Origin of the sequence: Staphylococcus lloydii, from assembly GCF_015775975.1 — a bacterium.
GTDB classification, from domain to species: Bacteria; Bacillota; Bacilli; order Staphylococcales; family Staphylococcaceae; genus Staphylococcus; species Staphylococcus lloydii.
The window spans coordinates 1,116,951-1,133,033 of sequence record NZ_CP064056.1 but is presented as its reverse complement, the minus strand read 5'-3'; the positions used below and the strand labels follow the sequence as shown (position 1 = coordinate 1,133,033).

Sequence of the window (16,083 nt, the reverse complement as noted above, 5' to 3'; positions counted from 1 at the left end):
CTAATTTTATTCAAAAAACGGTTGCCCTACTTCATACTCATCAGACAAGACCATTATACCTTTCTCTTGTGGCGCGTTAGGTAAATTAAGTTCTTTCATTGAACATACCATACCACTAGATGCAACGCCTCTTAATTCAGCATCTTTTATAACCATACCACTTGGCATAACAGCTCCAACCTTTGCTATTACGACTTTTTGTCCAGCTTCCACATTAGGTGCGCCACATACAATTTGAAGTTTGTCGTTTCCAACATCCACTGATAATACGCTTAATTTATCGGCATCTGGGTGCTTATCTTTTGTTGCAACATATCCTACTACAAATTTTGGTGATAAATCTGCATCTAATTCATTAGTAAATCCTGCATTTTTGATTGCTTGATTGAATTTGTTTACTATGTCATCCGTTAATTTAATATGTCCGTTACCATCAATATTTACGATATGTGACGCATTAAAAATGTTATACCCTACTACGTCATCGTTTTTAGTAATTTGTACAATATCCCCTTTAGTTACATAATTAAAAGGGCCCTCTTGTGGGTCAATTTGTACAAAGGCAACGTCGCCTACTTTTTCTTTATTATAAAAAAGGTTCATAAACTATATTCTCCTTATTTTTTATCTTTATTTTCATATTCTTTACGTGTTGCTTCTAATCGTTGAATAACATTAGGATCTCTTTTTTGTTTATTATTTTTACCTAGAATAAAAATAGGTTCTAAATGGCCACTGTCATAGCCAAATGATAATGATGTTATAGGTACTAAACCTTTAGTGAAAAATTCCATTGTTAAATGTGCCATAACATCATAACCCGTTTTATTTCTAATGTCCGCAACAATTAAGACGTCTTGATGTGGAATTGCCACTAACATTTCGCCCTCACATTGTTTTTCAAAATCATTCAAATAACTCGTGTTTAATATTCTACTCGCATCATAACCGTCATTAGAATTTATAAAGTAAAAAATATTGCCTTTTACTTCATCAGTAGTATACGAATTCGTTAACTTTCTAACGTTAAATAATGCCATTTCTTTCAATTGTTGTTGAGTGAAATTAAGTTGTTCTAGCATCGTTTCATCAATTAAACGATAAGATTTACCTAAATCTAATGCGTAATAAATGTTAGTTTCAGCTGTATGTTCATCAATTACAAATTTATTTCCGTCTTTATCTTCTTTATCAAAACTTGGAGAACGTAATACGGGCATAACTTGAATATCATCTAGTTCTGATACGTTAGTATCTTTCATCTGCCCAATTGCTTCTTCTACATAATACACAATTTCATCTATAATTTTGTCATTTTGTTGTTTGTATTTGGCTACAATTGAATTAAGCTTAATCGTAACGCCTTTACCATTATCTGTTCTATAAATACGTAAAGTTTCATCTTCACGATTAAAATTAAATTTAACATCTAAATGTTCTAAACGTGATTTTAACTTATCTCTCATTAGAAATACATTCATAAGTTAACACTCCTAATTTAATGCCTTTATATATTTTACAATAAATATACCCTTAGGAACAGAAAAAATATGTGTTCTAAGGGTATAGTTTTATAACTTTTATAGTCTAACATACATCTACTTCGTTTTATAATGAAGCTAAGAAATCATCTATTTGTGCAATTGATTTTCGTTCTTTTCCAATATAGCTACCTAACTGTTCACCATTTTTATATACTAAAAAGCTAGGAATACCCATAATACCATGGTCAATGCAAATATCCATAAATTGATCTCTATCGACTGAAATAAATTGATAGTTATTATATTTCTCTTCTAATTGCGGTAAATCTGGTTCGATCACTTTACAATCTGGACACCAACCTGCAGTAAATAAAAATACTGTTTGTTGTTGTTTTAACTCTTCAAATTGTTGTTCATTTTCTAAATTTTTCATTGTTCCACCTCAACATTTATTGGTATTGTAATGCTTCGATTTGAGTATCGTTTAGATTTTCGATGCTTTTTGATAATAAAGCTCTTGCCGCTTCATAATCTCGATAATCAAATATTGAATTTGTACTATGAATATAGCGTGCACATACGCCGATAACCGCTGTTGGTATACCTTCATTTGCTTTATGAATTTCACCGCCGTCTGTACCACCTGGCGAAATATAATATTGATGATTAATATTATTCGTTGTCGCTACTTCTAATAAAAAATCTCTGAACGTTGGTTTTAAAATCATCGTTCCGTCTTTTATTCTAATTAAAGTCCCCTTACCTAATACACCAGACAATTCATTTTTACCTTTCATGTCATTAGCAGGTGAACAATCTACAACGAAGGCTACATCAGGCTTGATTAATTCAGCCGCAGCTCTAGCTCCTCGTAATCCTACTTCCTCTTGTACGTTTGCGCCAACATATAAGTCGACATCTAATTCAACATCCTTTAACAATTCTAATAATTCTATACCTATAAGACAACCATAACGATTATCCCATGCTTTACTATTAAATCTATGTTCTGAAAGTTGAGTAAAAGGTGTATCTGGAACGATAGAATCACCAATTTCGATATTTCTAGCTCTGACTTCTTCTGCTGATTCGCAACCAATATCTAGCATTAAGTCTTCAATTTTAGGTGCACCTTCTGAACCTGTTCTAAAGTGTTTTGGGATGTTAGAAACAATACCTGAAATTTCTTCACCGTTTCTTGACTTAACCTTTAATCTTTGCGCTTGCCAAATATCAGAAGCGACGCCACCTAAGTTTGTAAATTTAAGCATCCCATTGTCAGTAATTTGCGTTATCATAAATCCAACTTCATCCATATGTGCGGCGACCATCACACGTTTACTATCACTTTTTTTGGATTTTTTAACACCATATATGCCACCCATGCGATCATATACAAATTCGTCTACATAAGGCGCGAGTTGTTCTTTAATATATGATTTGACATCATTTTCAAAACCAGGCGCTCCATGTAATTCAGTTAATGCTTTCATTCGTTCTAAAGTCTTATTTTTATCAATTTGCACTCTCATTCACTCCTTAATAGTTATTATATCATTTGCATTATGATAAACTAATATTATGATTATTTGGGGGTAGTTAAATATGTTAAGCAAAAAATCATGGCTTATTATTATACCTGTTCTCGGTATTATTCTTGTTAGTAGTCTTGCTATAAGCAAAAAATTATTAACGCATAACTTTAAAAATCCAAACAAAGTTATCAATGAAGTTAAGACATACTTTATGCATGTTGTTGGTTCTTATATTTTAGAAGAACCTACTACTTATGAAAAAGACAATACAGTTTATACCGTATACCGTGGTGGTATCACAACTTTTAATAATGACCGTTTTACTTATTACGATTTTTACGTTGATGCTACGACAGGTACAGTTATAGATATTATCGAAAACGAATTTGAGGTAATGACTTAGTCATTACCTCATTTTTTTATTTGCGTTCTATTGAGTCAACGATAGTTTGTTTATCTTCTTTATCGTACTTAATCGCGAAATAATTTTCATCATGATAGAATAAAAACCAAAAATCATGCTGAATAAAATAGGGAGTTAACCTTTCTTTTTCCCTTATAGACTGCATAGGATAGTCATCATATGCAGTTACCCATAAAGGATTGGTATGTGCATTGGTTGGCATGATATCTCCCATATGAACAGCATTTTCCCCTTCACTTTCAATTGTAACAATTGAATGGCCAAAACTATGTCCCCCCGTATGGCATACCTTCACTCCTGGATAAACTTCGATTTCTTTGTCGAATAAAATTAACCTATTGCGAAAGTTACCATTGTTTTTCTCCCAATAAGTAGATTTACTTCTAATATTTGGACTTTGGAATTCATGCCATTCGTCTTGTTGGATATAATGTGTGGCATTTTTAAATACTGCATCACCCTCTTTTGTCGTTAAACCGCTAGCATGGTCAAAATGCATATGCGTCATAATAACTATATCTATATCCTCTAGCGTAAAATTAAGCTCTGCCAAATCCGAAGCAATATTACTTTCATAGTCCACGCCGAAATTTCTCTTTTGCTTGTCTGTTAATTTGTCGTTTCCCATACCAGTATCGATTAATATAAGTTTATCGTTAGTTTGAATCAAAATTGGATATGTAGGTAATGCTATTTGGTTTTTGTCATTCACGTTGTATTTTCTTGTCCATAACGGTTTAGGTACCACGCCAAACATAGCCCCACCATCGATATTTGTAATGCCGCCATTCAACTGGTGAATATTAAAACGACCCAATTTCATAATTAGCCTCCTATCCTATTTCCTTATAATTTTATTATACGCATTTATCTATACAATTTACATTTTTTGACATTAAAAAACGTTGTTCAATTATATGAACAACGCTACTGCTTACTTATGAAATTTAGCTTCCATTCGATAAATACGTGATCCTTTGTCTGAGAATTTTCTTTCATACTCAGTTTCTATATTATCTTCGGTATCCTCTTGGTGTAAGTTTAAATTTATTTTCGTAAAGTACATGCCAAATTGAGACATGCTCTCTAAACTGTAAGCAAACAAGCCTCTGTTATCAGTTTTAAAATGTATTTCGCCATCTTCAATTAGAATAATCTTATACAGATTTAGAAATGTAGCATAAGTTAATCTTCTTTTTGCATGACGTCTTTTAGGCCACGGATCTGAAAAATTTAAAAAGATACGTGTAACCTCATTTGGTGCAAAAAAGTCTGTCAGTTCGCCTGCATCGTTACAAATAAGCTTGATGTTATTAAGTTCTTGTTCTAAAACTTTATCTAGTATTTTGACCATTACATTTTTTTCTCGCTCAATAGCAACAAAATTTATGTCAGGATTATTTATAGCCATAGTCGTAATAAATTGGCCCATACCTGAACCTACTTCGATATATATTGGTTGTTCTTTATCGAACCACTGGGTCATTTTACCGTTGTGACTGCCGTCAATATCAACAATATTGGGATGAGATTTTAAGTAATCTTCTGCCCAAGGCTTATATCGCATTCTCATTAATAATACTCCTTAAATAAACGCGTTATGTTCCATAACTTCGTTAAGAAACTTAAGCCACGTATTCATATCTTTATATCTTTTTTGTTCTTCATACCATTGAATCATACCAATTGACTGAATAACGGTATACCATTTCATTCGTTTTTGTAAATTAAATGTATCTTTAACTCCATATGTGTCAAGCCATTTAGGCCATTGGCTTTCGGCTACGTAGTTATAGAGCAACATGCCTAAATCAATAGCAGGATCTGCAATCATTGCACCTTCCCAATCCACTAGATACAATTCATCGTGATCTGATAGTAACCAATTGTTATGATTAACGTCACCATGGACTACTGTAAAGAAACGTGCATCTAAATTAGGTATATGTTCTTCTAAATACGTTAGTGCTTTTCTAACTACGTGGTGTGTTAATACTTCTCTAGATAATGAAGCATTAATTTTACGAAGCATAATGTCTGGCGTAATCGGTTCCATTTCCATTCTTTTCAACATATTTAGTAAAGTCTTTGAATTATGTATTTTATTTAATAAGTGCGCAACTCTTTTTTGATGCATTTCTTTAAACGAAAGTTCTCTGCCATTTTTCCAATGTTGTGCAGTTACAACTTCGCCTGTTTCGATACGTTTCGTCCATACTAATTTCGGTACAATTCCTTCGGCAGATAATGCTGCTATAAATGGGTTGGAATTACGTTTCAAGAATAATTTTTGCCCATCTTGTTCAGCCATATAAGCTTCTCCTGAAGCACCGCCCGCTGAATCAAGTGTCCACCCTAATTGATAAAACTGCTCCACTACGTTCACCTCACTTTCAAAAAGAAAAAGACTCTAGAAAATCCTTTTTCAAGAGCCATATAATAATTGTGAAACAAAAATATAAGTTTAATAATTGTAAAATTAAATCTTGTACTAGATTTAATTGCCCCTTTACAATTGAGTAATTCAAAACATCACGATACTAATACACAGTTAATATGGTGATGTTTTAAATCACTTTGTCTAAAATGAACGCTACATTTTTGTAATTTTAAGTTTGCGACACTTAATTGGAATTTTAAGCTCAATAAAGATTTTATAATGATTACGACTTTATTTCAACCAAAAATCATAAACAAATAGTCACATTTTACTTTTGATGTATTAATTGAATCATAAAATATCGTCAGTTGAAATTATACCACAATTTCAACTGACATTTTATACTTTTATCGATTTATTTCTTGAGCAATTTCTTCATTGTTTTCAATATAATTTGTAAAGCCTTCTTGTAATTTCTTAGTGATTGGGCCTACTTGACCATCCCCGACATTATCACCATCTAATTTAACAACAGGCATTACTTCAATTGAAGTACTAGAAACGATTACTTCATCTGCTTGTTTTAAGAAATCAACAGAAAATGCTTCTTCTTTAAATGGAATGTCATTTGATTCAGCAATATCTTTAATTACTTTACGTGTAATACCATTTAAAATTAGGTTATTAGTTGGATGTGTATAGATTACGCCATCTTTAATTGCGTAAGCATTACTAGAAGATCCTTCTGTAACTGTATCTCCTCTATGTTGAATTGCTTCCTGTGCATTGTATTTTGTTGCATATTCTTTAGCTAACACGTTACCTAATAAATTCAAACTTTTAATATCACATCTTAACCAACGAATATCTTCGGTAGTAACAGCGTTAATACCTTCTTCTAAATTCTTATAAGGTCTGTCATATGATTTTGTAAAACCTGTAATCATAGTTTGAACTGAAGGTGTAGGGAATGCATGATCTCTATGTGCTACGCCTCTTGTAACTTGGATGTATACGCCACCAGTAACAACTTTGTTTGCCGAAATTAGTTCTTGTACAAGTTCAATTAATCCGTCGACTGTATAATTTAATTCTAGACCAATTTCATTTGCGCTTCTTAATAGTCTTTCAAAGTGAGCACGTGCAGTAAATAATCTATTATTATAGACACGTACATATTCATAGATTCCGTCACCAAAGTTATATCCTCTATCGTTATAAGGTACATTAGCTTCATTTTCTTCTACAAGTTTTTCATTAATTAATACTTTTGTCATAATTTATCCCTCCACACAAAGTGTATATAAGGCTTCTAAATAAATACTAGTAGCATTTAATAATTGCTTTTTAGTGATATATTCATTTTTTTGATGCATTAAATCTTCAGAGTCTTCAAACATAGCCCCAAAAGCTACACCTTTATCAAGGTTACGGGCATAAGTTCCTCCTCCGATTGTGTATGGTTCAGTTTTGTCTCCAGTTTGGTTTCTATATGCTTGAACCAATTTTTGAACAAATGGATCGTTTTTATCTACGTAATGAGGTACTTGGTTCTTACCTAAATTTAATTTGAATCCGAGCGCTTTAACTTCTTCATCAAATCTATTCATTGCTTTATCATATTCAAAACCTTCTGGATAACGTAAGTTAATGCCATATTTACCACCATTTTGGTTGTCGTATTTAATAACACCAATATTAGTAGTTACATCACCCATACTATCTGTATGGAATTTCATGCCCATTTTTTCGCCAAAGTGTGAGTTAAATAAATATTGTTCACTAAACTTCACAAAATTAGCCGCCGTTTTGTCTAATTTCAGTTGAGATAAGAAGTGGAGCAAATATAAACCGGCATTTACACCGATTGATGGGTCCATACCGTGAACAGCCTTACCTTTAACATTAAGTTCTAATATGCCGCTATCAACTGTACTGCCACCTTCTAAATTATGATCCACTAGGAATTGTTCAAAGTTTTGGATAACATCAGTCATGTTTTCTTTAACTAAAACTTTAGCTGATGCGTCGTCTGGCACCATGTTATATCTTTGCCCAGATTCAAAAGCATGTAATTCATAATCTGGTTCATCAATATCTTCGGCTTGTTCTTCTTGAACTACATGAAAGACACTAATACCTTTTTCCCCATGTATTGCAGGAAACTCTGCATCTGGTGCAATACCTAACGTCGGCATTTCTTCAGTTTTGAAATAACGTTCTGTACATAACCAATCAGATTCTTCATCTGTACCAACAATTATATGTATTCTTTTTTTCCAATCGACATTCATTTCATTTAATATTTTAACTGCATAATAAGCTGCAATGGTTGGGCCTTTATCATCTAACGTTCCGCGAGCAACAATTTTATCAGATGTTACAACTGGGTCAAACGGGTCAGAATCCCATCCATCTCCTGCCGGTACTACATCGACGTGACATAATATGCCGAATACTTCATCACCTTGTCCAGCTTCAATACGTCCAGCGATGTGATCAACATCATGTGTGCTAAAACCATCACGTTCAGCAATAGTATACATGTAATTTAAAGCTTCTCTAGGGCCTGGTCCTACTGGATAATCTTCAGAAGCTTTGTTATCATCTCTTACACTTTCTATTGATAATAATCCTTTTAAATCATCAATGATTTGATTTTCATACTCGAGTACTTTTTCTTTCCACATACATGATCACTTCTTTCTATAAATCTAATTAAACTCCATTTTACATGATGTTACCACTAAACTACAGTAAGATGACAGAATTTATCAAAAAATAATCTGTTGTATTTCATCAAAAAACAGTTACTTAGCTACACAAATATATTTTTAGTCACTGTCATAATGCAAAAGAAAAATAGGCTTAATTTGATCTACATCAAATTAAGCCTATAAAAATCAACGTTTATTTATTGTTGTTGTTGTTTAATTCTTTTTCAGTAACTACGTGTAAGTTGTTACTTGGATCACTTGGACCCTCATCGTCGAAACGTCCTTCTTGAATTTCTTCAGAAGTATCGCCTTTTTCACCTTTGAAGTGAGCTTTCTGCTCGTTTAAGAAACCTTTAGGGTCTTCTTTTACTTTGTTTGCATAACCTTTAGGGTCTTCTTTCACTTCGTTAATAGTTTCGCTAGCTTTATCACTTATTTGGCTAGCAAATTCTTTTGCGTTTTGCTTATATGATTCAGGGTTAGACTTGTATTTATTATATTCTTTTTTAAGTTTGTCTCTATTATCTTTATTAGATAATACGATAGCTGCTATAGCTCCCCCGATTCCTAATACTGCTTTAAATAATTTTGCCATATCTACTTCACACCTCTTTATTTATTTTAGCCCCAATAATTTAAAATCTTGTGGGGTCAATTGACGATAGTCACCAGACTCTAATTGTCTATCAAGTGCTAAGTCGCCAATTTTTATCCTTTTAAGCGCAAGAACCTCGTTATTAATCGCATGAAACATGCGCTTAACTTGATGATACCTTCCTTCATAAATTGTTACAAATGATTTATATTCATCATCCGTAACTTCTAACAATGCAGGTTGGGTTAATCCATCATGTAATTCAATACCCGTTTTAAATGATTCTATATCATTTTTTGTAATAGAATTTTTAGAAATCACTTCATAAGTTTTAGGTACATGCTTAGATGGATTCATCAATTGATGGTTAAAATTACCATCATTAGTAATTAATAACAAACCTTCAGTATCTTTGTCCAATCTTCCGACCGGAAAAAGCTTTAAATGTTCAAAGTCACTAATTAAGTCAATAACCGTCGAATGTTGATTATCTACCGTTGCAGAAACATAACCTTTAGGTTTATTAAGCATAAAATATACTTTATCTATATATTCAATTAGCTTATCTTCACAACAAATTTCATCAGAATCAGGGTTAACATTTGTTTTAGGCGATTTTTCAACTTTGTTATTTACGGTTACTTTGCCTTTTTTTAGCAAAGTTTTAACTTCAGTTCGTGTACCTAAACCCATGTTTGCTAAAAATTTATCTAATCTCATTTTATAATTCCTAACTTACGACGTATTTTATTAGGCAACTCACCTAAAAATTCATCGGCTAGACGTGTTTTCATTGTGATCACGCCATAAACTAACATACCTACAGCCACACTAATAATTACAATAATAAGCGCACCTATTTTAGATTGAGGCGAAATTACAAGTTGTATTAAAAAGTATGAAATTTCTACCGCAATCATCATAATAAAGCCGTATAAGAATATTTTACTAAAGTGTAACCAAGTTTCTGTGAAATTAAAATGTGCATATTTTTTCAAAATAATAAAGTTACATATAATAGCAAACAACAATGCAATAGCAGTACTTAATATTGCGCCTGCAGTATGCAATGCATAAATTAACGGTGTATTTAAAATAATTTTTATTACAACCGCAGAAACGATTACAAAAACAGTTAGCTTTTGCTTATCAATCCCTTGTAACATTGAAGCTGTCACACTCAGTAACGAAATAAGAATAGCTACTGGAGCATAATAGAACAATAACTGACTACCATCTGTATTATACTTATAAAATACAGTATATAACGGTAAAGATAATGCCATAATACCTAAACTGGCTGGCACAGTTATAAACATTAATACGCCTAGAGAAGCACGAATTTGTCTTTGCATCTCATTTCTTTGGCCGGCTTCAAAGGTTTTTGTAATATATGGAATTAAACTGACAGCAAAACCAGATGCTAACGATGTTGGAATCATAACAATTTTATTTGTTGTCATATTTAATATTGAGAAGAAATAGTCATGCATTTTCTGTGGCACGCCAGCCAAATCCAATGCATTATTGTGTGTAAACTGGTCAACCATATTAAATAATGGAAAGTTTAAACTCACAATAACAAATGGAATACTATACGAAAGAATTTCTTTGTACATTTTCCCGTATGGCACATCGATATTTGTTGTATCTGATGCTACCATTTTTTCAATATTTGGTTTCCTTTTAGCCCAGTAGTACCATAATGTAATAATACCAGTGATTGCACCAATTGCAGCTGCGAATGTTGCTACACCATTGGCTAATAATACTGAACCTCCAAAAACATTTAATACTAAATAACTTCCTATTAAAATAAATAGAACTCTTGCAACTTGTTCCGTAACTTCTGAAACCGCAGTTGGTCCCATTGATTTGTAGCCTTGGAATACCCCTCTCCATGTTGCTAACAATGGAATAAAGATAACAACTACACTTATAATACGTATAATCCAAGTAATATCTGCTACTGACCATCCACCTTTAACACCATCTTCACGCGCTAATGTTATTGTCGCTATATTGGGTGCTAAGAAGTACAATATGCCAAAGCCTATGATACCCATTATCGTCATAACGATAAAACTTGATTTATATAATTTCTGACTTACTTTATATGCACCTAAAGCATTATACTTTGATACATATTTTGAAGCTGCTAAAGGCACTCCAGCTGTTGCTACAGCTATTGCAATGTTGTATGGTTGATAAGCGTAGTTAAACGGCGCTAAATTTTCTTCTCCACCAACAATTGCGTAGAATGGAATGATAAATAGGACACCTAACACCTTGGTAATTAATATACTAAGCGTAATTAGGAAGGTGCCTCGGACCATCTCTTTACTTTCACTCATTTGTATCTTCCTATCTCGTATTAAATTTAATAATCGTAAACTTCATCATAACGTGTTGTTAATATTTTTTCAAAACAATAATAATATAACATAACAAAAAAATAGTCTTATCAATATATATTACACTAAGCGTCACTATGGTACATGCATGAGTTTAATAATTTCTTGAAATTTCACGTTTTTCACTATGAACCTTAAAAATTTTAATTAAAAGTTGGCAATAAGTAAAGATATATTATAATTTATATGATGTTACTGATGTAAAAATTAGACAATGTACTTACATCTTTCCTTAAATTTAGACCTGAAATAATTTGTATTTTATTATCCATATATATAATAAAGAACAATTCTAATGGAGGCATATCAATGTATCAAACTATTATTATTGGTGGAGGACCTAGCGGATTAATGGCAGCAGTTGCCGCCAGCCAAGAAAACACTAATATTTTATTAATTGAAAAGAAAAAGGGCTTAGGACGTAAATTAAAAATTTCGGGTGGTGGTCGTTGTAATGTGACAAACAGACTACCCTATGCAGAAATCATTAAAAATATACCAGGCAATGGTAAGTTTTTATATAGCCCTTTTTCACTCTTTGATAATGAATCAATTATCAATTTCTTTGAAAGTCGAGAAGTTAAATTAAAAGAAGAAGATCATGGCAGAATGTTCCCTATTTCTAACAAAGCACAAGACGTCGTCGATGCACTCGTTAATACATTGAATAACAACAAAGTGGATGTATTAGAAGAAACGACCGTAACGGCTATTACTGCAGAACAAGATGGTAGCTATACTGTTGCGTTAGATAATCAAAAATCATATCAAACACAATCTGTCGTTATTGCGACTGGTGGTACGAGTGTTCCTCAAACTGGTTCTACGGGTGACGGCTATAAATTTGCCGAGGCATTAGGTCACACCATCACAGAATTGTTCCCAACTGAAGTACCTATTACTTCACCAGAACCCTTTATTAAATCAAAAGAGTTAAAAGGTTTAAGTTTAAAAGATGTAGCACTGAGTGTGTTAAAGAAAAATAGTAAAACACGCATTACGCATCAAATGGATATGATATTCACACATTTTGGTGTTAGTGGTCCAGCCGCATTAAGATGTAGTCAATTTGTTTATAAAGAACAAAAAAACCAAAAGAAACAAGATATATACATGGAATTAGATGTTTTTCCGGAATTGAACCACGATCAAGTCGAACAACAAATACGCGGTTTACTAAAAGAAGCGCCTGATAAAGTAATAAAAAATAGTTTACATGGCCTTATCGAAGAACGTTATTTACTCTTTATGTTAAAACAAGCCGGAATAGATGATAATTTGACTTCACATCATCTATCTAATGCCAAAATCACTGACTTAGTAAATCTATTCAAAGGTTTTAAATTTGTAGTAAATGGCACTTTACCATTAGACAAAGCATTTGTTACAGGTGGAGGCGTTTCATTAAAAGAAATACATCCTAAATCTATGATGTCAAAAATAAGTGAAGGCTTATTTTTATGTGGAGAAGTACTCGACATTCATGGTTATACGGGCGGCTATAATATTACCAGTGCCCTTGTGACAGGACATGTTGCAGGTACTTCAGCCGGCCAATATAAGCAAGACCAATAGTAATAATAAATCCAACTACATTGTGAAAGTAAAATAAGCTTATTTATAGCGTCTAGTGTTGAACAACAAATTTAATTTCTAAATAACAAAAACCGGTTAACGTGATGTAATCTCACACATTAACCGGTTTTTTATACTTTGAATTGCTATTAAATACTGTCGACCTCTAAGCCATCATCGCCCCATGCGTCCATACCGCCTTCGACGTTGACTACATTAATACCATTTTCTTCTAAATATTGTCCTGTACGTTCACTTCTCATACCAGCTTTACATACGAGGTAATACGTTTCATTATCATTAAAATAATTAAGATTTGATGGAATTTCGTTCATTGGTATTGTCTTAGCACCTGGAATAATTCCCATAGCCGTTTCTTCCCTAGTTCTAACATCAACGATATTTACTGGGTTAGAATCGACAATTTTCTCTTTCAATTCATCTACTGTAATAGATTCCATTAATAAAACTCCAATCTAAATTTATTTGGCTACTATATTAACAAGTTTTTGCGGAACTGCAATGACTTTTTTAATATCTTTGCCTTCAATTTCGCTCTTAATACTATCGTTATCTAAAGCGATTGCTTCCATATCTTCTTTAGACGTATCTTTAGCGATATTAAGCTTCGCTCTTACTTTACCATTAACTTGTACTACTATTTCTACTTCATTATCGACAAGTAGCGTTTCATCATAAGTTGGCCATGGTTGATACGTAATTGTGCCTTCGTGGCCTAATATATTCCAAAGTTCTTCACTAATATGTGGAGCAATCGGAGCAAGCATTGTAACGAAACCTTCAATATAAGAACGATACAACGTATCCGCTTTATAACAGTCATTTATAAATACCATCAACTGACTGATTGCAGTATTAAAGTTTAGCGAATCAAAGTCTTCGGATACTTTTTTGACAGTTTGATGATAAGACTTATCTAATGAGCCATCATTATCTTCTACCACACGGTCAGATAACGTTCCATCTTCGTTTACCAACAATCTCCAAACTCTATCTAAGAATCTGCGAGAACCGTCAAGTCCATTATCGCTCCAAGCAATTGCTGCATCCAATGGTCCCATAAACATTTCGTATAGTCTTAATGTATCGGCACCATGACTCTTAATAATGTCGTCAGGGTTAATGACATTACCTTTGGATTTACTCATTTTTTCGTTACCTTCACCAAGAATCATTCCTTGATTATATAATTTTTGGAATGGTTCTTTTGTAGGAACGACGCCTAAATCATATAATACTTTGTGCCAAAATCTTGCATACAATAAGTGTAACACTGCATGTTCTACGCCGCCAATATATAAATCAACTGGTAACCAATGTTTAAGTTTTTCAGGGTCGGCTAACATTTGGTCATTATTAGGATCGATATATCTTAAATAATACCAACAACTTCCAGCCCATTGAGGCATCGTATTTGTCTCACGTCGACCTTTCATACCCGTTTCTTCGTCAACTACATTAACAAATTCAGGAATATTAGCCAATGGTGATTCACCCGTACCTGATGGTTTGATTTCATTAGTTTCAGGCAACAATACAGGTAGTTCATCTTCTGGAACTGTAGTCATTGTGCCATCTTCCCAATGAATAACAGGGATTGGTTCGCCCCAATATCTTTGTCTACTAAATAGCCAGTCGCGTAGTTTGTAGTTTACTTTGCGTGTACCAGCATTTTTTTCTTCTAATAAGTCAATCGCTTTTGTAATTGCGCCTTCGTTATATAAGCCATTTAATTCACCAGAATTAACGTGTGGACCATCGCCTGTGTAGGCTTCTTTACTTAAGTCTCCACCTTCGATTACTTCTACTATAGGTAAGTCAAATGCTTGAGCAAATTCATAGTCACGTTGATCACCACTTGGTACTGCCATCACTGCACCTGTACCATAAGTTGATAATACATAGTCAGCTATCCAAACTGGGACTTGTTCACCTGATAATGGATTTGTAGCATAGGCACCCGTAAATACGCCTGATTTTTCTTTAGATAAACCTGTACGTTCTAAGTCTGACTTTTTAGCCGCTTCTTCTTGATAAGCTTTAATAGCTTCTTCTTTATCAGGTGTCGTAATTTCATTTACTAATTCATGTTCTGGACTTAGCACTAAGAAAGTCGCACCATAAATTGTATCTGGTCTTGTAGTAAAGACTTCTATATTGTCTTGTGTACTTTCAACATTAAATGTAACAGCAGCACCTTCTGAACGACCTATCCAGTTACGTTGCATGTCTTTAATTGATTCTGGCCAGTCTAAGTCATCTAAATCCTCTAACAATCTATCAGCATAAGCAGTAATCTTTAACACCCATTGTTTCATAGGTCGTCTGTATACTGGGTGACCACCACGTTCTGATACGCCATCGATTACTTCTTCATTTGATAAAACCGTTCCTAATGCCGGACACCAGTTAACTGCAACTTCATCCACATATGCTAAACCTTTGTTATAAAGTTGAATAAAAATCCATTGCGTCCATTTATAATACTCTGGATCAGTCGTATTGATTTCTCTATCCCAATCGTAACTAAAGCCTAGTTCTTTAATTTGTCGCTTGAATGTATTCACATTTTTTTGAGTAAAGGCTCTTGGATTATTACCAGTGTCTAATGCATACTGTTCAGCTGGCAAACCAAATGCATCCCAGCCCATAGGGTGTAACACATTATAACCTTGCATTCTTTTATAACGAGAAACGATGTCAGTTGCTGTATAACCTTCTGGGTGTCCTACGTGTAAACCAGCACCAGATGGATACGGGAACATATCTAGCGCATAAAATTTCTTTTGACCGAAATTATCGCTCGTTTTAAATGTTTTATTTTCTTCCCAATATTGTTGCCACTTTCTTTCAATATCATTATGATTATAATTCACAATGTTTCCTCCTATTCATAAAAAGAACACCTCAAACTATTTAGCATATTAAAGGGACGACA

The 16,083-nt window shown here is 33.2% G+C and carries 16 protein-coding genes; 2 read left to right on the top strand and 14 right to left on the bottom strand.

What is annotated here, in order from left to right; all coding sequences use genetic code 11:
- Positions 1-6: 6 nt before the first annotated feature.
- From ytpR to ISP08_RS05550, 4 genes are all read right to left on the bottom strand, one after another.
- On the bottom strand, positions 7-603 hold the full coding sequence (ytpR, locus tag ISP08_RS05565) for a YtpR family tRNA-binding protein (protein WP_195717976.1): 597 nt from the start codon (positions 601-603) through the stop codon (positions 7-9).
- 14 nt (positions 604-617) lie between these two features.
- A complete protein-coding gene (locus tag ISP08_RS05560) occupies positions 618-1,481 on the bottom strand; it encodes a DUF1444 domain-containing protein (RefSeq protein ID WP_048794413.1) in 864 nt (287 codons plus the stop codon).
- A 127-nt stretch (positions 1,482-1,608) separates the two neighbouring features.
- Positions 1,609-1,917 (bottom strand): thioredoxin family protein, encoded by a 309-nt coding sequence (locus ISP08_RS05555; protein ID WP_048794414.1) that lies wholly within the window; start codon positions 1,915-1,917, stop codon positions 1,609-1,611.
- A gap of 16 nt (positions 1,918-1,933) precedes the next feature.
- On the bottom strand, positions 1,934-3,010 hold the full coding sequence (locus ISP08_RS05550) for a M42 family metallopeptidase (RefSeq protein WP_195717975.1): 1,077 nt from the start codon (positions 3,008-3,010) through the stop codon (positions 1,934-1,936).
- A gap of 79 nt (positions 3,011-3,089) precedes the next feature.
- On the opposite strand from ISP08_RS05550, the gene ISP08_RS05545 reads away from it, so the two are divergent.
- Positions 3,090-3,422 (top strand): PepSY domain-containing protein, encoded by a 333-nt coding sequence (locus ISP08_RS05545; protein WP_195717974.1) that lies wholly within the window; start codon positions 3,090-3,092, stop codon positions 3,420-3,422.
- A gap of 16 nt (positions 3,423-3,438) precedes the next feature.
- Here ISP08_RS05545 and ISP08_RS05540 read toward each other — a convergent pair whose 3' ends face one another.
- The 8 genes from ISP08_RS05540 to ISP08_RS05505 form a co-directional block, all read right to left on the bottom strand.
- Positions 3,439-4,266, bottom strand: coding sequence for a YtnP family quorum-quenching lactonase (locus tag ISP08_RS05540; protein ID WP_195717973.1), 828 nt, complete (start codon positions 4,264-4,266; stop codon positions 3,439-3,441).
- 111 nt (positions 4,267-4,377) lie between these two features.
- Positions 4,378-5,016 carry a tRNA (guanosine(46)-N7)-methyltransferase TrmB gene (gene trmB, locus ISP08_RS05535; RefSeq protein WP_195717972.1) on the bottom strand — a complete coding sequence of 213 codons (639 nt, stop codon included), beginning with the start codon at positions 5,014-5,016 and terminating at the stop codon, positions 4,378-4,380.
- Between the two features lie 12 nt (positions 5,017-5,028).
- Positions 5,029-5,820, bottom strand: a complete 792-nt coding sequence (locus ISP08_RS05530; RefSeq protein ID WP_048794419.1) for a phosphotransferase family protein — start codon at positions 5,818-5,820, stop codon at positions 5,029-5,031.
- A gap of 410 nt (positions 5,821-6,230) precedes the next feature.
- Positions 6,231-7,100, bottom strand: coding sequence for a D-amino-acid transaminase (gene dat, locus ISP08_RS05525; RefSeq protein ID WP_195717971.1), 870 nt, complete (start codon positions 7,098-7,100; stop codon positions 6,231-6,233).
- Between the two features lie 3 nt (positions 7,101-7,103).
- On the bottom strand, positions 7,104-8,513 hold the full coding sequence (gene pepV / locus ISP08_RS05520; RefSeq protein WP_195717970.1) for a dipeptidase PepV: 1,410 nt from the start codon (positions 8,511-8,513) through the stop codon (positions 7,104-7,106).
- Between the two features lie 220 nt (positions 8,514-8,733).
- Positions 8,734-9,135, bottom strand: a complete 402-nt coding sequence (locus ISP08_RS05515) for a YtxH domain-containing protein (protein ID WP_048794422.1) — start codon at positions 9,133-9,135, stop codon at positions 8,734-8,736.
- A gap of 21 nt (positions 9,136-9,156) precedes the next feature.
- Complete coding sequence (locus tag ISP08_RS05510) at positions 9,157-9,855, bottom strand: pseudouridine synthase (protein WP_195717969.1); 699 nt, start codon at positions 9,853-9,855, stop codon at positions 9,157-9,159.
- Positions 9,852-11,489 (bottom strand): putative polysaccharide biosynthesis protein, encoded by a 1,638-nt coding sequence (locus ISP08_RS05505; protein ID WP_195717968.1) that lies wholly within the window; start codon positions 11,487-11,489, stop codon positions 9,852-9,854. The genes ISP08_RS05510 and ISP08_RS05505 overlap by 4 nt, the downstream gene beginning before the upstream one ends.
- Before the next feature lie 369 nt (positions 11,490-11,858).
- Between ISP08_RS05505 and ISP08_RS05500 the strand changes: the two genes are divergently transcribed.
- Positions 11,859-13,124, top strand: a complete 1,266-nt coding sequence (locus tag ISP08_RS05500) for a BaiN/RdsA family NAD(P)/FAD-dependent oxidoreductase (protein WP_195717967.1) — start codon at positions 11,859-11,861, stop codon at positions 13,122-13,124.
- A 149-nt stretch (positions 13,125-13,273) separates the two neighbouring features.
- Here the strand turns inward: ISP08_RS05500 and ISP08_RS05495 are convergent, their stop codons facing one another.
- Together ISP08_RS05495 and leuS are read right to left on the bottom strand one after the other, a co-directional pair.
- Complete coding sequence (locus tag ISP08_RS05495; RefSeq protein ID WP_048794426.1) at positions 13,274-13,585, bottom strand: rhodanese-like domain-containing protein; 312 nt, start codon at positions 13,583-13,585, stop codon at positions 13,274-13,276.
- Positions 13,586-13,606: 21 nt separating this feature from the next.
- Positions 13,607-16,024 carry a leucine--tRNA ligase gene (gene leuS, locus ISP08_RS05490; protein ID WP_195718682.1) on the bottom strand — a complete coding sequence of 806 codons (2,418 nt, stop codon included), beginning with the start codon at positions 16,022-16,024 and terminating at the stop codon, positions 13,607-13,609.
- Positions 16,025-16,083 lie beyond the last annotated feature (59 nt).

Coding starts and splice junctions, on each gene's coding strand:
- ytpR (WP_195717976.1), bottom strand. CDS start 603: ATGAACCTTTTTTATAATAAAGAAAAAGTAGGCGACGTTGCCTTTGTA.
- ISP08_RS05560 (WP_048794413.1), bottom strand. CDS start 1,481: ATGAATGTATTTCTAATGAGAGATAAGTTAAAATCACGTTTAGAACAT.
- ISP08_RS05555 (WP_048794414.1), bottom strand. CDS start 1,917: ATGAAAAATTTAGAAAATGAACAACAATTTGAAGAGTTAAAACAACAA.
- ISP08_RS05545 (WP_195717974.1), top strand. CDS start 3,090: ATGTTAAGCAAAAAATCATGGCTTATTATTATACCTGTTCTCGGTATT.
- ISP08_RS05540 (WP_195717973.1), bottom strand. CDS start 4,266: ATGAAATTGGGTCGTTTTAATATTCACCAGTTGAATGGCGGCATTACA.
- trmB (WP_195717972.1), bottom strand. CDS start 5,016: ATGAGAATGCGATATAAGCCTTGGGCAGAAGATTACTTAAAATCTCAT.
- dat (WP_195717971.1), bottom strand. CDS start 7,100: ATGACAAAAGTATTAATTAATGAAAAACTTGTAGAAGAAAATGAAGCT.
- pepV (WP_195717970.1), bottom strand. CDS start 8,513: ATGTGGAAAGAAAAAGTACTCGAGTATGAAAATCAAATCATTGATGAT.
- ISP08_RS05515 (WP_048794422.1), bottom strand. CDS start 9,135: ATGGCAAAATTATTTAAAGCAGTATTAGGAATCGGGGGAGCTATAGCA.
- ISP08_RS05510 (WP_195717969.1), bottom strand. CDS start 9,855: ATGAGATTAGATAAATTTTTAGCAAACATGGGTTTAGGTACACGAACT.
- ISP08_RS05505 (WP_195717968.1), bottom strand. CDS start 11,489: ATGAGTGAAAGTAAAGAGATGGTCCGAGGCACCTTCCTAATTACGCTT.
- ISP08_RS05500 (WP_195717967.1), top strand. CDS start 11,859: ATGTATCAAACTATTATTATTGGTGGAGGACCTAGCGGATTAATGGCA.
- ISP08_RS05495 (WP_048794426.1), bottom strand. CDS start 13,585: ATGGAATCTATTACAGTAGATGAATTGAAAGAGAAAATTGTCGATTCT.